This window comes from Streptomyces sp. NPDC048392, assembly GCF_043200575.1.
In the GTDB taxonomy this organism is placed as follows: Bacteria; Actinomycetota; Actinomycetes; order Streptomycetales; family Streptomycetaceae; genus Streptomyces.
Window position 1 is genome coordinate 16345 of record NZ_JBICYB010000038.1, and the last position, 17131, is coordinate 33475.

The following is a 17131-nucleotide window of genomic DNA, read 5'->3' on the forward strand; positions in this document are numbered from 1 at the left end:
GTGTCACCCGGTGCCGGAAACCCTCCGGGACGGTCAGAGGCCGCTCAGCGTCACGTCCTGTCCCTGCCGGGCGTGGAAGCTGGGGAGCGGCAGACCGCTCGTGGTCCGCAGTTCCATCAGCGTGGCCTCGACGTGGGCCGCCCCGGGCTTCAGGGCGTCCGCGGAGGGCCTGCCGGTGTTGACCCAGCGGTGTTCGAGGCCGTCGCACACCGCGCGGGTGCCGCCGATGCCGTACCGGACGGACGGGTCGCTCTGGCTCACGGAGGAGCTGACGAAGACGGCGCCGGTGCCGGTGCCGGTGCCGGGGGTGCAGCGGTAGGTGCCGGAGAGTGTGACGGTGCCGTCGGCCGCGATGCGGCCGGTCGGGTCGACCGTCACCGACTCCGTGCCGATGCGGGCGTCGCCGGGCACGGCCGTGGCGGCGGGCGCGGCGAGCAGGAGCAGGGCGGCGCCGGCGGCCGTGGCGAGGGCGGCGGATCGTACGCTCATGAGGGGGCCTCCCGGTCGTTCGGAATGAGGGGTTCCACTGGTACCGGGCGGACGGGCCGACGGCAGTGACCGTCACCCCTTCGGTGGCGAGTCCGCGTCGGCCGTGGCGCCGGAAGTCGCGCCGGATCGCCGGGGCGGTGTGCGGGGGGCGCGGCCGGCCGCCGACGACCGCGGCCGGCACGGGCGCCCGGTGAGGGCGCCGATGCCGACGGGGAGGCGCCGCAGCGGCCAGGTCTGCGACGGCCTCGCGCCGCACGGCCGCCAAGGGGGCACCTCCCGCGCGAGCGAGGCCGGGCGCGGGGAGGGCGAGGCCGGCGAGGAGGACGACGACCGGTCCTTCGCCGCCGGTGTCCTCCTACTCGGTGGTCCACGCGCTCGGTTCGGTGTCCGGCGTGACGGCGCTCCGGGGCGGGCACACATGCGGAGGCAGTAGGCCGGAGGCGGCGGCTCGGAGGGAGCGGTGCCGTCTACGGCAGTACGGCGAAGCCGTCCAGTTCCACCAGCGCCCGCTCGTCCCACAGCCGTACGACCTCCACGACGGCCATCGCCGGGTAGTCGCGGCCGGCCAGCTCGCGCCAGGTGCGGCCGAGACCGGCGGCGTGGGCGCGGTAGGCGGCGACGTCCGTGGCGTAGACGGTGACGCGGGCGAGGTCGGCCGGGGTGCCGCCGGCGGCGCGCAGGGCGGTCAGGAGGTTGGTGAGAGCCTGCTCGAACTGGGCGGGGAGGGTGTCACCGGTGATCACGCCGTCGGTGTCGAGGGCCGTCTGGCCGGCCAGGAAGACGACGCGGGTGCCGGTGGCGACGACGGCGTGGGAGAAGCCGGTGGGCGGGGACAGTTCGGGCGGGTTGACCCGTTCGGCGGTCATGTTCCGGCCTCCTCGGTCCTCGCGTCCCGCGTCCGGTAAAGCTCCTTGGCGATGATGCCGCGCTGGACCTCGCTCGCGCCCTCGTAGACGCGGGGGGCGCGGACCTCGCGGTAGAGGTGTTCGAGGAGGTGGCCGCGGCGCAGGGCACGGGCACCGTGCAGCTGGACGGCGCGGTCGACGACGTACTGGGCGGTCTCGGTGGCGAGGAGTTTGGCCATCGCCGCGCGCATCGGGACGTCCGGCGCGCCCGCGTCGTACGCCGCCGCCGCCGCGTACACCGTCAGACGGGCCGCCTCCGTGCGCAGCGCCATCTCGGCGACCTGGTGGGAGACGGCCTGCAGGTCGCGCAGCTTGCCGCCGAAGGCGTCGCGGGCGGTGGTGTGCGCGAGGGTGGCGTCCACGGCGGCCTGCGCCATGCCGACGGCGAAGGCGCCGACGCTGGGACGGAACAGGTTGAGGGTGTCCATGGCCACCCGGAACCCGCGGTCGGGCGCGCCCAGCACGTCGTCCGCGGTCACGGGCACGGCGTCGAAGGCGAGGGCGCCGATGGGGTGCGGCGAGAGCATGTCGAGCGGGGCGCCGGTGAGGCCGGGGCGGTCGGCGGGCACGAGGAAGGCGGTCACGCCGCGGGCACCGGCACCGGGGGTGGTCCGCGCGAACACGGTGTAGAAGTCGGCCTCGGGGGCGTTGGAGATCCAGCACTTCTCCCCGGTCAGCCGCCAGCCGGAGGGTCCGTCGCGCTCGGCGGCCAGGCTGTCGGAAGCCGCACGCGCTGCGGGCGACGCCGTCGTGGCAGCCTCCGAGCCGGCCGCGGCGACGCCGCTCCGGGCGGCCGCGGACCCGCCCCGCGCCCCGGTGGAGGACGGGTCGCCCGGGGTGGACGGACTCGGTCCGGCACCGGACCGGGCGGCATCCCGCCTCCCGCCCGGCTCGACGGCCTCCCGCCCGGCGTCCCGCGCCCCGTCCCGTTCCGCCGTGGGACGCACCGCCCCGTCCCGTTCCCCCGTGGGACGCACCGCCGTGGGACGCACCGCCGTGGGACGCACCGCGGTGGGACTCGCCGCCGGGCCCGACGGGTCCGCCCCCGTAACGCGGGCCACGACGGGGCGCACGACGCCCGCCGCCGACCCCGGCTCCGGGTTCGGGGTCGAGGTCGGGTCCGCCCTGAGGGACAGAGCCGCAGCGTCCGATCCGGCGTCGGGCTCGCTGAGGGCGAAGGCGGCCACCGCGGCGCCGGCGCTCACGCGGGGGAGCCAGCGGGCGCGCTGGGAGTCGGTGCCGTGGGCGTGCACCGGGTGGGCGCCGAGGCCCTGGAGGGCGAGGGCGGTCTCGGCCTCCGTGCAGGCGTGGGCGAGGGACTCGCGCATCAGGCACAGGTCGAGGGCGCCCGAGGAGAACAGGCGGGACAGCAGGCCGAGCGTGCCGAGTTCGGCGACGAGGGCGCGGTTGACACGGCCCGGCTCGCCCTTCTCCGCGAGTGGGCGCAGCCGTTCGGCGGCGAGGGCGCGCAACTCCTCGCACCAGGTGACTTGTGCCGGTTCGAGCGAGAATGCGGTCATCGCCGGTCCCTTCCCCTGCTCCCCTGCCCGCCGGGCCCGCGCCCGAGGTTATCGTGCCCCGTTGACTGTCGTCACCGACACGATACGCTCCTTGCGCGAGCCCACCACGACAAAGGGGGCGAACCGCCATGGCCGATCCGCGCCGCGCGGAACCGCACCGCTCAGCCCACGTCGACACCTTCGCGCGCGAGCACCTGCCGCCCCCCGAACAGTGGCCGGAGCTCCTCTTCGACCTGCCTCAGCTGCGCTACCCGGAGCGGCTGAACTGCGCCGCCGAGCTGCTCACCGGCCCGCCCGGCGGCCACCCGGTCTTCCGTACCGGGTCCGGGGAGACCTGGACCTACGGCGACCTGCGGGCCCGTGTCGACCGGATCGCCCACCTGCTCACCGGGGACCTCGGTGTCGTCCCCGGGAACCGGGTGCTGCTGCGCGGCCCCACCACGCCCTGGCTGGCCGCCTGCTGGCTGGCGGTGCTGAAGGCGGGCGCGGTGGCGGTCACCGTGCTGGCCCAGCAGCGCCCGCACGAACTGCGCGCGATCTGCGAGATCGCCCGGGTGCGGCACGCGCTGTGCGACGTCCGGGCCGTCGACGACCTCGCCAAGGCCGAGATCGCCGGTCTGCGGATCACGACGTACGGCGGGGACGCGCCGGACGACCTGCAACGCCGTACGGCGTCCGGCGCGGTGCCCGACACGCCGTACCGGGCCGTCGACACCGCGGCCGACGACGTGGCGCTGATCGCGTTCACCTCCGGGACCACCGGGCGTCCCAAGGGCTGCATGCACTTCCACCGGGACGTACTGGCGATCGCCGACACCTTCTCGGCGCACGTGCTGAAGCCGCGCCCCGACGACCTCTTCGCGGGCAGTCCGCCGCTCGGCTTCACCTTCGGGCTCGGCGGTCTCGTGGTCTTCCCGATGCGGGCCGGGGCGAGCGCCCTGCTGCTTGGACAGGCGGGCCCCCGACAGCTGTTGCCGGCCGTCGCCGAGCACCGGGTGTCGGTGCTGTTCACCGCGCCGACGGCGTACCGGGCGATGCTCGACGAGCTGGACGCCCACGACGTGAGCAGCCTCAGGCGCTGTGTCTCCGCGGGCGAGAACCTGCCCGCGGCCACCTGGCGGGCCTGGCACGAACGCACCGGCCTGCGCATCATCAACGGCATCGGCGCCACCGAGCTGCTGCACATCTTCGTCTCCGCGGCGGACGACGGCATCAGGCCCGGCACGACCGGCGTGCCGGTGCCGGGGTGGCACGCGCGCGTGCAGGACGAGACCGGCACGCCGGTGCCCGACGGGGAGCCGGGGCTGCTGGCGGTGCGCGGGCCTGTGGGGTGCCGGTATCTCGCCGATCCGCGGCAGCGGGAGTACGTACGAGGCGGCTGGAACGTCACCGGGGACACCTACGTCCGCGAGCCCGACGGGTACTTCCGGTACGTGGCACGCGCCGACGACATGATCATCTCCGCCGGGTACAACATCGCCGGACCGGAGGTGGAGGACGCGCTCCTTCGGCATCCGGACGTCGTGGAGGCGGCGGTGGTGGGACGGCCCGACCCGCACCGGGGGCAGGTCGTGGTCGCCCACGCGGTGCTGAGGGAGGGGGCCGAGCGGGACGCCGACGCGCTGCGTGAGTTCCTGCGGTCGGAGCTGGTGCCGTACAAGTGCCCGCGTGAGATCGTCTTCCTGGACGCGCTGCCGCGCACGGCGACCGGCAAACTCCAGCGCTACCGCCTCCTGGACCAGCCCGGCCCCGGCCCCGGGGCGCGTCCGGATCCCCCGGGGCGTCCCGGCGTGACGCCGACGACATAAGATGATCAACGTGTCCGACCAGCACGCGCAGCACGCCCCGAGGTCCCTGATCGTCACGCTCTACGGCGCGTACGGCCGTTACGCGCCGGGCCCGGTGCCCGTCGCCGAGCTGATCCGGCTGCTGTCCGCGGTGGGAGTGGACGCGCCCTCCGTGCGCTCGTCGGTGTCCCGGCTGAAGCGGCGCGGGCTGCTGCTGCCCGCCCGTACGGCCGAGGGCGCGGCCGGATACGAACTCTCCGGCGAAGCCCGCCAGTTGCTGGACGACGGGGACCGGCGCATCTACGCCACGACTCCCTACGGCGACGAGGGCTGGGTACTCGCCGTCTTCTCCGTACCGGAGTCGGAGCGGCAGAAGCGGCACGTCCTGCGCTCCCGCCTGGCCGGGCTCGGCTTCGGCACCGCGGCCCCCGGCGTGTGGATCGCCCCCGCCCGCCTGTACGCGGAGACCCGGCACGCGCTGGGCCGCCTGGGCCTGGACTCCTACGTGGACTTCTTCCGCGGGGAGCACCTGGGATTCACGGCGACCGCCGAGGCGGCGGCGCGCTGGTGGGACCTGGCCGCGATCGCCGAGGAGCACGAGGCGTTCCTCGACCGCCACGCGCGCGTGCTGCACGACTGGGAAGGCCGGGCGGACACTCCGCCCGAGGAGGCCTATCGCGACTACCTGCTCGCGCTGGACTCCTGGCGCCACCTGCCCTACGCGGACCCCGGACTGCCCGCCCGGCTGCTGCCCGAGGGATGGCCCGGCACACGCTCGGCGGCCGTCTTCCGGGCCCTGCACGAGCGGCTGCGGGACGCGGGCGCGCAGTACGCGGCCATGGGAGCGACCCGGCCACCCGGGAAGTGAGCCAGTTCACACTTCGCCGGGATCAGGGAACCCTCAGCCTCCGCAGAGCCTCTTCTCAGGTTTCTCCCCTATCGTCCGGGCACATGAGTCTCGCGCGCCACTTGAACCGGGCCCTCACCGTCACCACCGGCCTCCAGGTGCGAAGAGCACCCGAGGCGGCGAAGGGGAGGAAGTCCGCTGCCGCGAACCCCGCGGCACGCCAGACGGCCCGGTACCGGTGTCCGTCGGCCGAGGAACTGCCGGTCGACCGGCTGCTGCGGCGGCCCGTCTTCATCATCTCGTCGATCCGGTCCGGCTCCACCCTGCTGCGCATGATGCTGGGCGCCCACCCGCGACTGCACGCCCCGCACGAACTGCACATCGGCCGGCTGGAGGTCACCTGCGCCAACTGGTTCTCCGAGCGCGCGATGGACGCCCTCGGTCTCCGGCGCGGCGACCTGGAGCACCTGCTGTGGGACCGGGTCCTGCACCGTGAACTCGTCAAGTCCGGCAAGGACTTCGTGGTCGAGAAGACACCGGCCAACGTGTACATGTACCAGCGCCTCAAGGACTGCTGGCCGGACGCGCGCTTCGTCTTCCTCCTGCGCCACCCCGAGTCGACCGCCCGCTCCTGGCACGAGACCGACCCGGTCAAGCGGCCCTACGACACGGCCGTCACGGATGTGCTGCGCTACCTGACGGCCGTCGAGGAGGCCCGCACGGCGGACGCCGACGGCTTCACCGTGCGCTACGAGGACATCACCGACGCCCCGGAGCGCGAGATGCGCCGGCTGTGCGCGTTCCTCGACGTCGACTACGCGCCTGCCATGCTGGACTACGGCAGGAAGAGCGGGCGCGAGCTGGTCAGGGGCCTGGGCGACTGGCGCGAGAACATCCGCACCGGCACCGTGCAGCCGGGGCGCGCGCTGCCCGGGGAGCACGAGATCCCCGAGCGGCTGCGCGCGATGTGCCGGGCCTGGGGCTACACGTCCTGACCGCGGCCGTGCAGGGTGAGTCTCGGCTTGGGGGCGTCGGTGCGTCCGGTGCGCGGTGGGCGGCTGCCCGCCCGGTACGGCGCCGGCCAGACGGCGCCCGGCCCTTCGTAGCCCTGCTCGGCGGCGGCGTGCAGCGTCCAGTGCGGGTCGTAGAGGTGGGGGCGGGCGAGGGCGCACAGGTCGGTGCGCCCGGCCAGGATCAGCGAGTTGACGTCGTCCCAGGACGAGATCGCGCCGACGGCGATCACCGGGACGCCGGCCTCGTGCCGGATGCGGTCGGCGTACGGCGTCTGGTACGACCGCCCGAACTCCGGCCGCTCACCGGCCACCACCTGGCCCGTCGACACGTCGATGGCGTCGGCGCCGTGCGCGGCGAAGGCCCGGGCGGTCTCCACCGCCTCCTCGGCACTCGTGCCGCCCTCGGCCCAGTCGGTGGCGGAGACGCGGACGGTCATGGGCCGCTCGCTCGGCCACACCTCGCGCACGGCGTCGAAGACCTCCAGGGGAAAGCGCAGCCGGTTCTCCGGTGAGCCGCCGTAGGCGTCGGTGCGGTGGTTGGTGAGCGGGGAGAGGAATCCGGAGAGCAGGTAGCCGTGGGCGCAGTGCAGTTCGAGCAGGTCGAACCCGGCCCGGGCGGCCCGCGCGGCGGCGGCCGTGAACTGCTCCCGTACGTCGGTCAGTTGTGCCCGGGACAGCTCGCGCGGGGTCTGGCCGCCGGGCCGGTAGGGCAGCGGGGAGGGCGCCACGAGGGGCCAGTTGCCGTCGGGCAGCGGTTCGTCCATGCCCTCCCACATCAGCCGGGTCGAGCCCTTGCGGCCGCTGTGGCCGAGCTGCACCCCGATCGCGGTGCCGGGCGCCCGGGCGTGCACGAAGTCCGTGATCCGCCGCCACGCCTCGCCCTGCCGGCCGGTGTAGAGGCCCGCGCAGCCGGGGGTGATGCGGCCCTCGGCGCTGACGCACACCATCTCGGTCATCACCAGTGCGGCACCGCCCAGGGCCCGGCCCCCCAGGTGGACCAGGTGGAAGTCGCCGGGGACGCCGTCGGTGGCCGAGTACATGTCCATCGGGGAGACCACGACGCGGTTGCGCAGGGTGAGTCCGCGCAGCCGGAACGGGGTGAACATCGGGGGTGTGCCGGGCGGGCAGCCGAACTCGCGCTCCACGGCGCCGGTGAAGTCGGCGTCGCGCAGCCGCAGGTTCTCGTGGGTGACCCGGCGGCTGCGGGTGAGCAGGTTGAAGGCGAACTGGCGCGGCGGCTGACCGAGGTACCGGTCCAGGTCCTCGAACCACTCCCGGCTGGCCTTGGCCGCCCGCTGCGTGGAGGCGACGACGGGGCGCCGCTCCTCCTCGTAGGCGCTCAGCGCCGCCCGGAGGGTGGGCTGCTCCTCCAGGCAGGCGGCGAGCGCGAGGGCGTCCTCCACGGCGAGTTTGGTGCCGGAGCCGATGGAGAAGTGGGCGGTGTGGGCGGCGTCGCCGAGCAGGACGACGTTGCCGTGCGACCAGCGTTCGTTGACGACCGTGCGGAAGGTGGTCCACGCCGACCTGTTCGACCTCAGCGGCCGCCCGCCGAGCGCGTCGGCGAAGATCTTGGCGCAGCGGGCGGTGGTTTCGGCCTCGTCCAGCTCGTCGAGGCCGGCCGCCCGCCAGACCTCCTCGCGCATCTCGACGATGACGGTCGACGCGTCCGGCGCGTACGGATAGCCGTGCAGCTGCATCACGCCGTACTCGGTCTCGGCGATCTCGAAGCGGAAGGCCTCGAAGGCGAAGTCGGCGGCGAGCCAGACGTAGCGGCAGCGGTGTCCGCTCAGGTGGGGCCGGAAGACGTCCCGGTAGGCCTCGCGGGTGGTGCTGTGCACACCGTCGGCGGCGACGACGAGGTCGTACGTCGTGGCGAGCCGGGCGGCGGGCGGCGCCTCGGTGCCGAAGCGCAGCTCCACGCCGAGTTCGCGGCAGCGGTCGTGCAGGATCCCCAGGAGGCGGCGGCGGCCGAGGGCGGCGAAGCGGTGTCCTCCGGAGGTCTGGCGGGTGCCCCGGTGGACGATGTCGATGTCGTCCCAGCGGACGAAGTGCGCCTTGAGGGCCTCGTGGACGGCGGGGTCGGCGTGTTCGATGCCGCCGAGGGTCTCGTCGGAGAGGACGACGCCGAAGCCGAAGGTGTCGTCGGGGGCGTTGCGTTCGAAGACGGTGACCTCGCGGTCGGGGGCGAGCCGTTTGAGGAGGGCCGCGGTGTAGAGGCCGCCGGGGCCTCCACCGATGACCGCCGCGTGCAGGGGGCGGCCGGTCGGCGCGGGCGGGTGCGGACGCGTCGCGGTCGCCCGCGCCCCGCCGCCGGGCCACTGATCGACACCGCGTGCCCCTGAGGGGGTCGCGCCCCCCTTGGACGAGAGCATCCCCTACCTCCCCTGCCACTTCGGGGGGCGCTTCTCCGTGAAGGCCGCGTGGAACTCGGCGTAGTCCTCGCCGTTCATCAGCAGGGCCTGGGTCGACGCGTCCAGTTCCACCGCCGCCGCCAGGGGCATGTCCAGTTCGGCGGTGAGAAGTGCCTTGGTCTGGGCGTGTGCGAGGGCCGGGCCGTCGGCGAGGCGGCGGGCCAGCCGGTGGGCGGCCTCGTCGGCGCCGCCCTCGTCGGTCAGCTCGCTGATCAGGCCGATCCGCTCGGCCTCGGGTGCCCGCACCGGATCGCCGAGCATCAGCAGCCGGGTGGCGTGTCCGAGGCCGACGACGCGGGGCAGCAGGTAGGCGGCGCCCATGTCGCCGCCGGAGAGGCCGACGCGGGTGAAGAGGAAGGCGAAGCGGGCGGACGGGTCGGCGACGCGGAAGTCGGCGGCCAGGGCGAGGACCGCACCCGCCCCGGCGGCGACCCCGTGCAGCGCGGCGATCACCGGGAACGGGCACTCCCGTACGGCCCGCACCACCTGGCCCGTCATCCGGTTGAAGTCCAGCAGCCGGGCGGTGTCCATGGACAGGGTCGCGCCGATGATCTCGTCCACGTCGCCGCCGGAGCAGAAGCCGCGCCCCTCGCCGGCCAGCACCAGCGCCCGTACGGCCCGCTCCCGGGACAGTTCGGCGAGCAGGTCGCGCAGGTCGGCGTAGGCCTCGAAGGTGAGCGCGTTGAGCTTGTCGGGGCGGGCGAGGGTGACGGTGGCGACGCCGTCGGTGACCTCGACACGCAGGTGCCGCCAGTCGGGGGTGGGGGCGGCGGAGCCGGTGAAAGGACTCATGACACCCGAAGTTATCACCCTTCTGTGACCGTCGTCACGAGTGCGCGATACGATCGGATGTCGAGGGCCGAAAGTCCCGGGCGACGCCCGTCGAACGGCTCTGCCGGGCGGCGCCGTACCCTTCATAGGGTGGAAGGCAGGACAGGACACCCTGCTCCACGGAACGGACCAGCCGTGCACGATCACATTCCCGCACCAGCCTCCTGGCGCATCGCGCTGCCGCACTCCGCCGCGGCCGTGCCGGTGGCCCGTGCCCTGGTGCGTACGGCCCTGGCCGAGCTGGAGCACACGGCCGACGGCGACACCGCGGAACTGCTCACCGCGGAACTGGTCGCCAACGCCGTGGAGCACACCTCCGGCGGGACGCCGATCGAGCTGGTGGTGGAGCTGATGCCGACCGGCTGCCGGGTCGAGGTCCACGACCCGGACCCGGACCCGCCCGCCGATCTGACCCGCCCGACTGCGGAGCCGCCCGACCTCTGGCGGGAGGACGGGCGCGGTCTGCTCCTGATCCGCGCCCTCAGCTCGTCCTGCGGTCACCGGCCCGCCGGGTCGGGCAAGGCGGTCTGGTTCAGGCTCTCCGCGGTACCCGCTCAGCGTCGCCCTCCGGCGTGAGGGCCGCCCCGGAGGGCTGGGCGAGGCGGGAGTGGCGCCGCCCGTAGGCCGCGTACACCAGCAGGCCCACCGCGAGGAACACCGCGAACTGGAGCCAGGTCGCCCCGCCCGTCTCGTACATCAGGTAGAGGCAGAAGCCGACCCCGAGCAGCGGCGTCACCGGGTAGAGCGGCACGCGGAAGGTGCGGGCGAGGCCGGGCTCGCGGCGGCGCAGGGTGATCACCGAGACGTTGACGGCGACCATGGTGGCGAGGGTGCCGATGGTGCACAGGTTGACCACCGCGTCGAGCGGGGCGAAGGCCGCCGGGAGGGCGAAGACCACCCCAACGATCAGCGTGCCGGCGACGGGGGTCGCGGTGCGCGGGGAGACCTTCTCGAAGACCCGGGGAATCAGGCCGTCGCGGGACATCGACATCAGGATGCGGGTCTGGCCGTACATCACGGCCAGCACCACCGAGGCGATGGCGACGACGGCGCCGAAGGCGACCACACCGCCGCCCATCGCGGAGCCGGTGACCTCGTCGACGACGTACGAGAGGGCGGCGGGCCGGTCCCCGACCGCGTCACCGCCGACGGCACCGGTCGCGGCGAGGGCGACCGCGCAGTAGAGCAGGGTGACCAGGCCGATGCAGACCAGGATCGCCACGGGGATGTCCCGGCGCGGGTTCTTCGCCTCCTCGCCGGCCGTGGTGACCGCGTCGAAGCCGATGTACGAGAAGAAGGCGGCGGTGGTGCCGGCGCCGATGCCGCCGAGACCGGCCGGCGAGAACGGGGTGAGGTTGCCGTCCTCGAAGGCGAAGAAGCCGATGGCGCAGAAGGCGAGGAGGACGGCCAGCTTGAGCACGGCCATCGCGGCCGTGGCCCGGGCGCTCTCCCGCACACCGCGCACCAGCAGAACGCAGGCCAGGCCGACGACGATCACCGCGGGCAGGTTGACCGCGCCGCCGTCGCCGGGGCCCGCGGAGAGCGCCTGCGGGAGCCGGAGGCCGAGGACGCTGTCGAGGAGTTCGTTGACGTACTGGCTCCAGCCGACCGCGACGGCGGAGACCGACACGCCGTACTCCAGGAGCAGGCACCAGCCGACGAGGAAGGCGGTCCGCTCGCCGAGCCCGGCGTAGGCGAAAGAGTACGAGGAACCGGAGACCGGGATCGCGCCGCCCAGCTCGGCGAAGGCGAACGCGGTGAGCACGCAGGTGATCGCGGCCAGCACGAAGGAGACGACGACGGCCGGACCGGCCTCGGCGACCGAGTCGGACAGGCCGACGAAGATGCCGGTGCCGACGATCGCGCCGACGCCGAAGCAGATGAGCTGGAACAGTCCCATCGTGCGCTTCAGGCCGTGGCCTTCGCGGTCGGCGCCGGACTCGGCGACCAGCAGGTGGGGGGACTTGACGCGGGAAGCGGGCATTGCGGGTGGTGCTCGTCTCTGGTGGTGCGGGGGCGCGACGGTGGTCGCGGCAGACGGCACCGGAATCGGTGGCTCCGGGGCCGCCGGACAGCATAGGGCCTGTTCGGGAAGGTCCGAACGAGGTTCAGGCGAGGGTGGCCACGAGTACGGCCTTGATGGTGTGCAGCCGGTTCTCCGCCTCGTCGAAGACGATCGAGTGCGCGGACTCGAAGACCTCGTCCGTGACCTCGAGGCAGTCCAGGCCGTGGCTCTCGAAGATCTCCTGGCCGACCTCGGTGCCCAGGTCGTGGAAGGCGGGCAGGCAGTGCAGGAACTTCACGTCCGGGTTCCCGGTGGCGCGCAGGACGTCCATGGTCACGGCGTACGGCGCGAGGGCCCTGATCCGCTCGTCCCAGACCTCCTTGGGCTCGCCCATGGAGACCCAGACGTCGGTGACGACGAAGTCGGAGCCGCGCACGCCCTCCTCCAGGCTCTCGGTGAGGGTGACGCGCGCCCCGCTGGACCCGGCCAGCGTCTTCGCCCGGTCGACGACCTCCTGGGCGGGCCAGTAGGACTTCGGGGCGACGATGCGCACGTCCATGCCGAGCAGGGCGCCGGTGACCAGATAGGAGTTGCCCATGTTGAAGCGGGCGTCGCCGAGGTAGGCGAAGGTGATCCCGCGCGGCGACCTGCCGCTGTGCTCGGTCATCGTGAGCACGTCGGCGAGCATCTGGGTGGGGTGCCAGTCGTCGGTCAGGCCGTTGTAGACGGGGACGCCCGCGAAGGCCGCCAGTTCCTCGACCTTGCGCTGGCTGTCGCCCCGGTACTGGATCGCGTCGTACATGCGGCCCAGCACCCGGGCGGTGTCCTTCACGGACTCCTTGTGGCCGATCTGCGACCCGGCGGGGTCGAGGTACGTCGTCGAGGCGCCCTGGTCGGCGGCGGCGACCTCGAACGCGCAGCGGGTCCGCGTCGAGGTCTTCTCGAAGATCAGGGCGACGTTCCGGCCGCGGAGGTACTGCGTTTCGGTCCCGGCCCGCTTGGCGGCCTTCAGCTCCGCGGCCAGCTCGACCAGGCCGCGGAACTCCTCCTCGGTGAGATCCAGCTCCTTGAGAAGGTGACGGCCGGCGAGGGCGGTCGGGACTGTCGCCATGAGGGCGCTCCAGAGGTACGGGACGGGAAGGGGGCTACTGGAACTATATACGATGCTCCGAATTTCTATACGGGGCGCCCGTGCGGCGGCACCGGCCGGCGGTCCCTACACGGCGGCGCGCTCGACCGGGCAGCTCATGCAACGCGGCCCGCCCCGGCCCCGGCCCAGCTCACTGCCCGGGATCTCGATCACCTCGATGCCCTGTTTGCGCAGGTGGGTGTTGGTGGTGGAGTTGCGTTCGTAGGCGACGACGACGCCAGGCTCGACGGCCAGCACGTTGCACCCGTCGTCCCACTGCTCGCGCTCGGCGGCGTGGACGTCCTGGGTCGCGGTGAGGACCCGGATCTCGCCGAGCCCGAGGGCGGCGGCCATCGCCCGGTGCATGTGCTCCGGCGGGTGGTCGGTGACCTTCAGGTCCTTCTCGCCGGCGCCCGGCTCGATGGTGTAGGAGCGGAGCATGCCGAGCCCGGCGTACTGGGTGAAGGTGTCGCCGTCGACCATGGTCATCACCGTGTCCAGGTGCATGAAGGCACGCCGCTTCGGCAGGTCGAGGGCCACGATGGTGCGGGCGGAGCCCGCGGCGAACAGCTTGTGGGCGAGCATCTCGACGGCCTGGGGCGTGGTGCGTTCGCTCATGCCGATGAGCACGGCTCCGTTGCCGATGACGAGGACGTCGCCGCCCTCGATGGTGGAGGGATAGTCGGCCTGGCCCTCGGACCAGAGGTGGAACGTCTCGCCACGGAACAGCGGATGATGCCGGTAGATCGCCTCGAAGTGGACCGTCTCGCGCTGCCGGGCGGGCCAGCGCATCGCGTTGATGGAGACACCGTCGTAGATCCAGGCCGAGGTGTCCCGGGTGAAGAGATGGTTGGGCAGCGGGCCGAGCAGGAAGTCGTCCAGCTCCATGGCGTGGAAGCGCACGGAGGCCGGTTCCGGGTGCGCGTCCAGGAACTCCCGTTTGGTCATTCCGCCGACCAGGGCCTCGGCGAGCTCGTGGGCGGGCAGGGTCTCGAACGCGGCCCGCAGGTGGTCCGTGGCCAGCACTCCGTACTCCTTCTCGTCGAAGACCCGGTCCAGGACCAGCCGCCGGGCGGCCGGGACGTCCAGGGTCTCGGTGAGCAGGTCGCCGAAGAGGTGCACCGCCACCCCGCGGTCGCGGAGCACGTCGGCGAACCCGTCGTGCTCGGCGCGCGCCCGGCGCACCCACAGCACGTCGTCGAAGAGAAGGGCGTCCTTGTTGCTGGGGGTGAGCCTTTTGAGCTCGAGATCCGGCCGGTGCAGGATGACGCGGGTGAGCCGCCCGGCTTCGGAGTCGACGTGGAATCCCATGTCTCCATCCTGACCACTCGGGCGCCCGTTCACCCCCTGCTTGCGCGTGCCCGTGAGCAAAGTGCGCCCCCCGCGCCCCGGTGCGACGCCGGGGTGCCTCGGCGGCACCGCGTAGACCCTGGCGAGGGCCGGAGCGCCCGGCCGCACGTCAGGGGGAGACCTGTTGAGTCCCGATTCGTTGATCACCCACGTCGTGGGTGCCTCGGCTCTGATCCTGGTGTCCGCCCACACCGGCGGCCGGCTCGCCCGGCGGCTGGGGCAGCCGTACATCGTGGGCCAGATGGCGACGGGCATCGCGCTCGGTCCCTCACTGCTGGGCAGCACGGCCCCGACGGTGTACGCGGCCCTGTTCCCGGCGGCGGTCTTGGGGGCGCTGACCGGTCTCGCGCAGTTCTCGCTGGTGGTGTTCCTGTTCGCGGTGGGCTACGAACTGGACCTGAAGGCGCTCGGCGGCCTGGCGCGCAGCTCGGTGACCGTGGCGCTGGCCTCGTTCGTGGTGCCGATGGCCGTGGGCAGCGGGTGCGCCCTGCTGTTCCGGGACACGTTGCACGACCTGGGCATGGACCGGGACCTCTCCCCCGCCGTGGTGGTCTTCGCGGGCGTCGCCCTGGCGACGACGGCGGTGCCGGTGCTGACGGCCATCGTGCGCGAGAACGGACTGTCCCGCACGGTGCCCGGGGTGGTGGCCGTCTCCGCCGCCGGGGTGCTGGACGCGGTCTGCTGGACGGTACTGGCGGGCGCGCTGCTGAACGCCGGCGGTGGCGGCGCCGGAGCGGGACTCGACTGGCCGTGGCGGCTGGCGCTCACGGCCGGCCACGTCACCCTGATGGCCTGTGCGGCGCGTCCGCTGCTGCGCCTGCTGCTGTGGCGGACGCGTCTGGAGACCTCGCTCCGGACGGCGCTGCTCATCGGCTTCGCGCTCGGCTCGGCGTGGGTCACGCACGCCCTGGGCCTGCATGTGATCCTCGGTGCGCTGCTCGCCGGTGTGGTCGTCCCCCGCGAGCCGGGCGGCACGCTCGACCCCGACCTGCTGCGGCCGCTGCTCTCCGTGGCCTCGCTGCTGCTGCCGTTCTTCTTCGTGCTCTCGGGCCAGTCCGTGGCGCTGAACAGCATGACCGGCACGGGGTGGGCCGCCCTGTCGGTGGTGACGCTGCTCGCGGTCGCTACGAAGACCGGCAGCGGGGCGGTCGCGGCCCGGCTGGGGGGACTGGACCGCCACGACGCGCGGACCGTCGGCATCCTGCTCAACACCCGGGGGCTGACCGAGCTGATCGTCCTCGACGCGGGTCTGGACGCGGGCCTGCTGAGCGGCCCGCTCCACACGGTCCTCGTCTTCATGGCACTCGCCACGACACTGCTCACCCAGCCGCTCCTGCAGCTGAACGCGCGGCTCGCCGCGCGTGAACGCCGGCCGGAGCCGGCCCCGGGCACGGCGGTGAAGCCGTACGCCGGGTGACACCGGCCGGCGCCCGCCTCACCGCCGTGGACCGGGCCACCGAATCACAACCGCGGGTCCACCGGCTCCAGCTCCAGCGCCAGCACCCCGAACACGGCCTCGTGGACGCGCCACAGCGGCTCGCCGTCCGCGAGGCGGTCCAGGGCCTCCAGGCCGAGGGCGTACTCGCGGAGCGCCAGGGACCGCTTGTGGTTGAGGAACCGGTGGCGCAGCCGGGCGAGGTCGTCGGGACGGGTGTACTCGGGACCGTAGACGATCCGCAGGTACTCGCGGCCGCGGCATTTGACGCCGGGCTGCACCAGGCGGCCCTCCCCGTCGCGTACCAGCGCGCCCACGGGCTTGACGACCATGCCCTCGCCGCGCGGCCGTGGGTGACCGGCGCCTTCGGTTGTTCGGTGATCGGTGTCGCGGCGTCAGGACAGCTGGGACTGGACCCCGGCGGAGATCAGCTCCAGGTGGTCCAGGTCGTCGAGGTCGAGGATCTGGAGGTAGATCCGCTGGGCACCGGCCTCGGCGTAGCGGCCGATCTTCTCGACGACCTCGGCCGGGGAGCCCGCCAGGCCGTTGGCCTTCAGCTCCTCGACGTCGCGGCCGATGACGGCGGCGCGACGGGCGACCTCGGCGTCGTCCTTGCCCACGCAGGCGACGAGCGCGTTGGAGTAGGTGAGGGCGTCCGCCCCGCGGCCGGCCGCCTCGGCCGCGGCCCGTACCCGGCCGAACTGGCGCTCGGTGTCCTCGATCGAGGCGAACGGCATGTTGAACTCGTCGGCGTACTGGCCGGCCAGCCGCGGCGTGCGGGTGGCGCCGTGTCCGCCGATGAGCACGGGCACCCTGGCCTGCGCGGGCTTGGGCAGCGCGGGCGAGTCGGTGAGGTCGTAGAACGTGCCGTGGTAGTCGAAGGTCTTGCCGGTCCCGGTGGCCCACAGACCGGTGACGATCGCCAGTTGCTCCTCCAGCCGGGCGAGCTTCTCCTTCGGGAAGGGGATGCCGTACGCCTTGTGCTCCTCTTCGAACCAGCCGGCGCCCAGGCCGAGTTCGACGCGGCCGCCGGACATCTGGTCGACCTGTGCGACCTGGATGGCGAGGACGCCGGGCAGCCGGAAGGTACCGGCGGTCATGAGGGTGCCCAGGCGGATGCGCTTCGTCTCCCGGGCGAGGCCGGCGAGGGTGATCCAGGCGTCGGTGGGGCCGGGGAGACCGTCCACGGAGCCCATGCGGAGGTAGTGGTCGCTGCGGAAGAAGGCGTCGAATCCGAGGTCCTCGGTGGCCTTGGCCACGGTGAGCAAGGTGTCGTAGGTGGCCCCCTGCTGGGGCTCGGTGAAGATACGGAGATCCATGTCCTCCATCCTGCCTGCTCGGCCCGGATGTACGGCACAGGCTCCGGCCGCGGCGCGCTGAGCGGTCGTGGTGTGCGTGGCACGGTCGTG

At 73.5% G+C, this 17131-nt stretch carries 14 protein-coding genes and 2 pseudogenes; 5 read left to right on the forward strand and 11 right to left on the reverse strand.

The annotated features are described in order from the left end of the window. Positions 1 to 33 precede the first annotated feature (33 nt). The 4 genes and pseudogenes from ACGFYH_RS31875 to ACGFYH_RS31890 form a co-directional block, all read right to left on the reverse strand. On the reverse strand, positions 34 to 489 hold the full coding sequence (locus ACGFYH_RS31875; RefSeq protein ID WP_393806646.1) for a DUF6299 family protein: 456 nt from the start codon (positions 487 to 489) through the stop codon (positions 34 to 36). A gap of 467 nt (positions 490 to 956) precedes the next feature. Further along, positions 957 to 1355 carry a RidA family protein gene (locus ACGFYH_RS31880; protein ID WP_393806647.1) on the reverse strand — a complete coding sequence of 133 codons (399 nt, stop codon included), beginning with the start codon at positions 1353 to 1355 and terminating at the stop codon, positions 957 to 959. Further along, positions 1352 to 2581 carry an acyl-CoA dehydrogenase family protein gene (locus ACGFYH_RS31885; protein WP_393806679.1) on the reverse strand — a complete coding sequence of 410 codons (1230 nt, stop codon included), beginning with the start codon at positions 2579 to 2581 and terminating at the stop codon, positions 1352 to 1354. The genes ACGFYH_RS31880 and ACGFYH_RS31885 overlap by 4 nt, the downstream gene beginning before the upstream one ends. A gap of 66 nt (positions 2582 to 2647) precedes the next feature. Further along, positions 2648 to 2914, reverse strand: a pseudogene (locus tag ACGFYH_RS31890) (acyl-CoA dehydrogenase); the annotation flags it as partial. 65 nt (positions 2915 to 2979) lie between these two features. Between ACGFYH_RS31890 and ACGFYH_RS31895 the strand changes: the two are divergent. From ACGFYH_RS31895 to ACGFYH_RS31905, 3 genes are all read left to right on the forward strand, one after another. Next, positions 2980 to 4722 carry an AMP-binding protein gene (locus ACGFYH_RS31895; RefSeq protein ID WP_393806680.1) on the forward strand — a complete coding sequence of 581 codons (1743 nt, stop codon included), beginning with the start codon at positions 2980 to 2982 and terminating at the stop codon, positions 4720 to 4722. A gap of 1 nt (position 4723) precedes the next feature. Continuing rightward, positions 4724 to 5569, forward strand: a complete 846-nt coding sequence (locus ACGFYH_RS31900) for a PaaX family transcriptional regulator C-terminal domain-containing protein (protein WP_393806648.1) — start codon at positions 4724 to 4726, stop codon at positions 5567 to 5569. 83 nt (positions 5570 to 5652) lie between these two features. Then, positions 5653 to 6543, forward strand: a complete 891-nt coding sequence (locus tag ACGFYH_RS31905; protein WP_393806649.1) for a sulfotransferase family protein — start codon at positions 5653 to 5655, stop codon at positions 6541 to 6543. On the opposite strand, the gene ACGFYH_RS31910 is transcribed toward ACGFYH_RS31905, so the two are convergent. Together ACGFYH_RS31910 and ACGFYH_RS31915 are read right to left on the reverse strand one after the other, a co-directional pair. Further along, entirely contained in the window at positions 6531 to 8933 is a 2403-nt protein-coding gene (locus ACGFYH_RS31910) for a bifunctional salicylyl-CoA 5-hydroxylase/oxidoreductase (protein WP_393806650.1), read from the reverse strand. The two genes, ACGFYH_RS31905 and ACGFYH_RS31910, sit on opposite strands and share 13 nt — an antisense overlap. Positions 8934 to 8936: 3 nt before the next feature. Then, positions 8937 to 9764, reverse strand: coding sequence for an enoyl-CoA hydratase family protein (locus ACGFYH_RS31915; protein WP_393806651.1), 828 nt, complete (start codon positions 9762 to 9764; stop codon positions 8937 to 8939). Between the two features lie 174 nt (positions 9765 to 9938). On the opposite strand from ACGFYH_RS31915, the gene ACGFYH_RS31920 reads away from it, so the two are divergent. Further along, positions 9939 to 10379 carry an ATP-binding protein gene (locus ACGFYH_RS31920; protein WP_393806652.1) on the forward strand — a complete coding sequence of 147 codons (441 nt, stop codon included), beginning with the start codon at positions 9939 to 9941 and terminating at the stop codon, positions 10377 to 10379. On the opposite strand, the gene ACGFYH_RS31925 is transcribed toward ACGFYH_RS31920, so the two are convergent. From ACGFYH_RS31925 to ACGFYH_RS31935, 3 genes are all read right to left on the reverse strand, one after another. Further along, positions 10336 to 11787, reverse strand: coding sequence for an amino acid permease (locus ACGFYH_RS31925; protein ID WP_393806653.1), 1452 nt, complete (start codon positions 11785 to 11787; stop codon positions 10336 to 10338). The genes ACGFYH_RS31920 and ACGFYH_RS31925 overlap by 44 nt on opposite strands. Before the next feature lie 124 nt (positions 11788 to 11911). Then, a complete protein-coding gene (gene argF / locus ACGFYH_RS31930; protein ID WP_393806654.1) occupies positions 11912 to 12919 on the reverse strand; it encodes an ornithine carbamoyltransferase in 1008 nt (335 codons plus the stop codon). A 105-nt stretch (positions 12920 to 13024) separates the two neighbouring features. Next, the gene (locus tag ACGFYH_RS31935) at positions 13025 to 14248 is read right to left on the reverse strand and encodes an arginine deiminase (protein ID WP_393806655.1); all 1224 of its coding nucleotides are present in this window, start codon (positions 14246 to 14248) and stop codon (positions 13025 to 13027) included. 163 nt (positions 14249 to 14411) lie between these two features. Here ACGFYH_RS31935 and ACGFYH_RS31940 point away from each other — a divergent pair, with 163 nt between their 5' ends. Next, the gene (locus ACGFYH_RS31940) at positions 14412 to 15704 is read left to right on the forward strand and encodes a cation:proton antiporter (protein ID WP_393806656.1); all 1293 of its coding nucleotides are present in this window, start codon (positions 14412 to 14414) and stop codon (positions 15702 to 15704) included. 44 nt (positions 15705 to 15748) lie between these two features. Here the strand turns inward: ACGFYH_RS31940 and ACGFYH_RS31945 are convergent. Then, positions 15749 to 16063 (reverse strand): annotated as a pseudogene (locus tag ACGFYH_RS31945) (polynucleotide kinase-phosphatase); the annotation flags it as partial. Positions 16064 to 16117: 54 nt separating this feature from the next. Continuing rightward, positions 16118 to 17041, reverse strand: coding sequence for an LLM class F420-dependent oxidoreductase (locus ACGFYH_RS31950; protein ID WP_393806657.1), 924 nt, complete (start codon positions 17039 to 17041; stop codon positions 16118 to 16120). Positions 17042 to 17131: the final 90 nt, after the last annotated feature.

Bases quoted from the DNA above. Each gene is read 5' to 3' on its own strand.
- ACGFYH_RS31875 (WP_393806646.1), bottom strand. From the start codon at position 489: ATGAGCGTACGATCCGCCGCCCTCGCCACGGCCGCCGGCGCCGCCCTG.
- ACGFYH_RS31880 (WP_393806647.1), bottom strand. From the start codon at position 1,355: ATGACCGCCGAACGGGTCAACCCGCCCGAACTGTCCCCGCCCACCGGC.
- ACGFYH_RS31900 (WP_393806648.1), top strand. From the start codon at position 4,724: ATGATCAACGTGTCCGACCAGCACGCGCAGCACGCCCCGAGGTCCCTG.
- ACGFYH_RS31905 (WP_393806649.1), top strand. From the start codon at position 5,653: ATGAGTCTCGCGCGCCACTTGAACCGGGCCCTCACCGTCACCACCGGC.
- ACGFYH_RS31910 (WP_393806650.1), bottom strand. From the start codon at position 8,933: ATGCTCTCGTCCAAGGGGGGCGCGACCCCCTCAGGGGCACGCGGTGTC.
- ACGFYH_RS31915 (WP_393806651.1), bottom strand. From the start codon at position 9,764: ATGAGTCCTTTCACCGGCTCCGCCGCCCCCACCCCCGACTGGCGGCAC.
- ACGFYH_RS31925 (WP_393806653.1), bottom strand. From the start codon at position 11,787: ATGCCCGCTTCCCGCGTCAAGTCCCCCCACCTGCTGGTCGCCGAGTCC.
- argF (WP_393806654.1), bottom strand. From the start codon at position 12,919: ATGGCGACAGTCCCGACCGCCCTCGCCGGCCGTCACCTTCTCAAGGAG.
- ACGFYH_RS31935 (WP_393806655.1), bottom strand. From the start codon at position 14,248: ATGGGATTCCACGTCGACTCCGAAGCCGGGCGGCTCACCCGCGTCATC.
- ACGFYH_RS31950 (WP_393806657.1), bottom strand. From the start codon at position 17,041: ATGGATCTCCGTATCTTCACCGAGCCCCAGCAGGGGGCCACCTACGAC.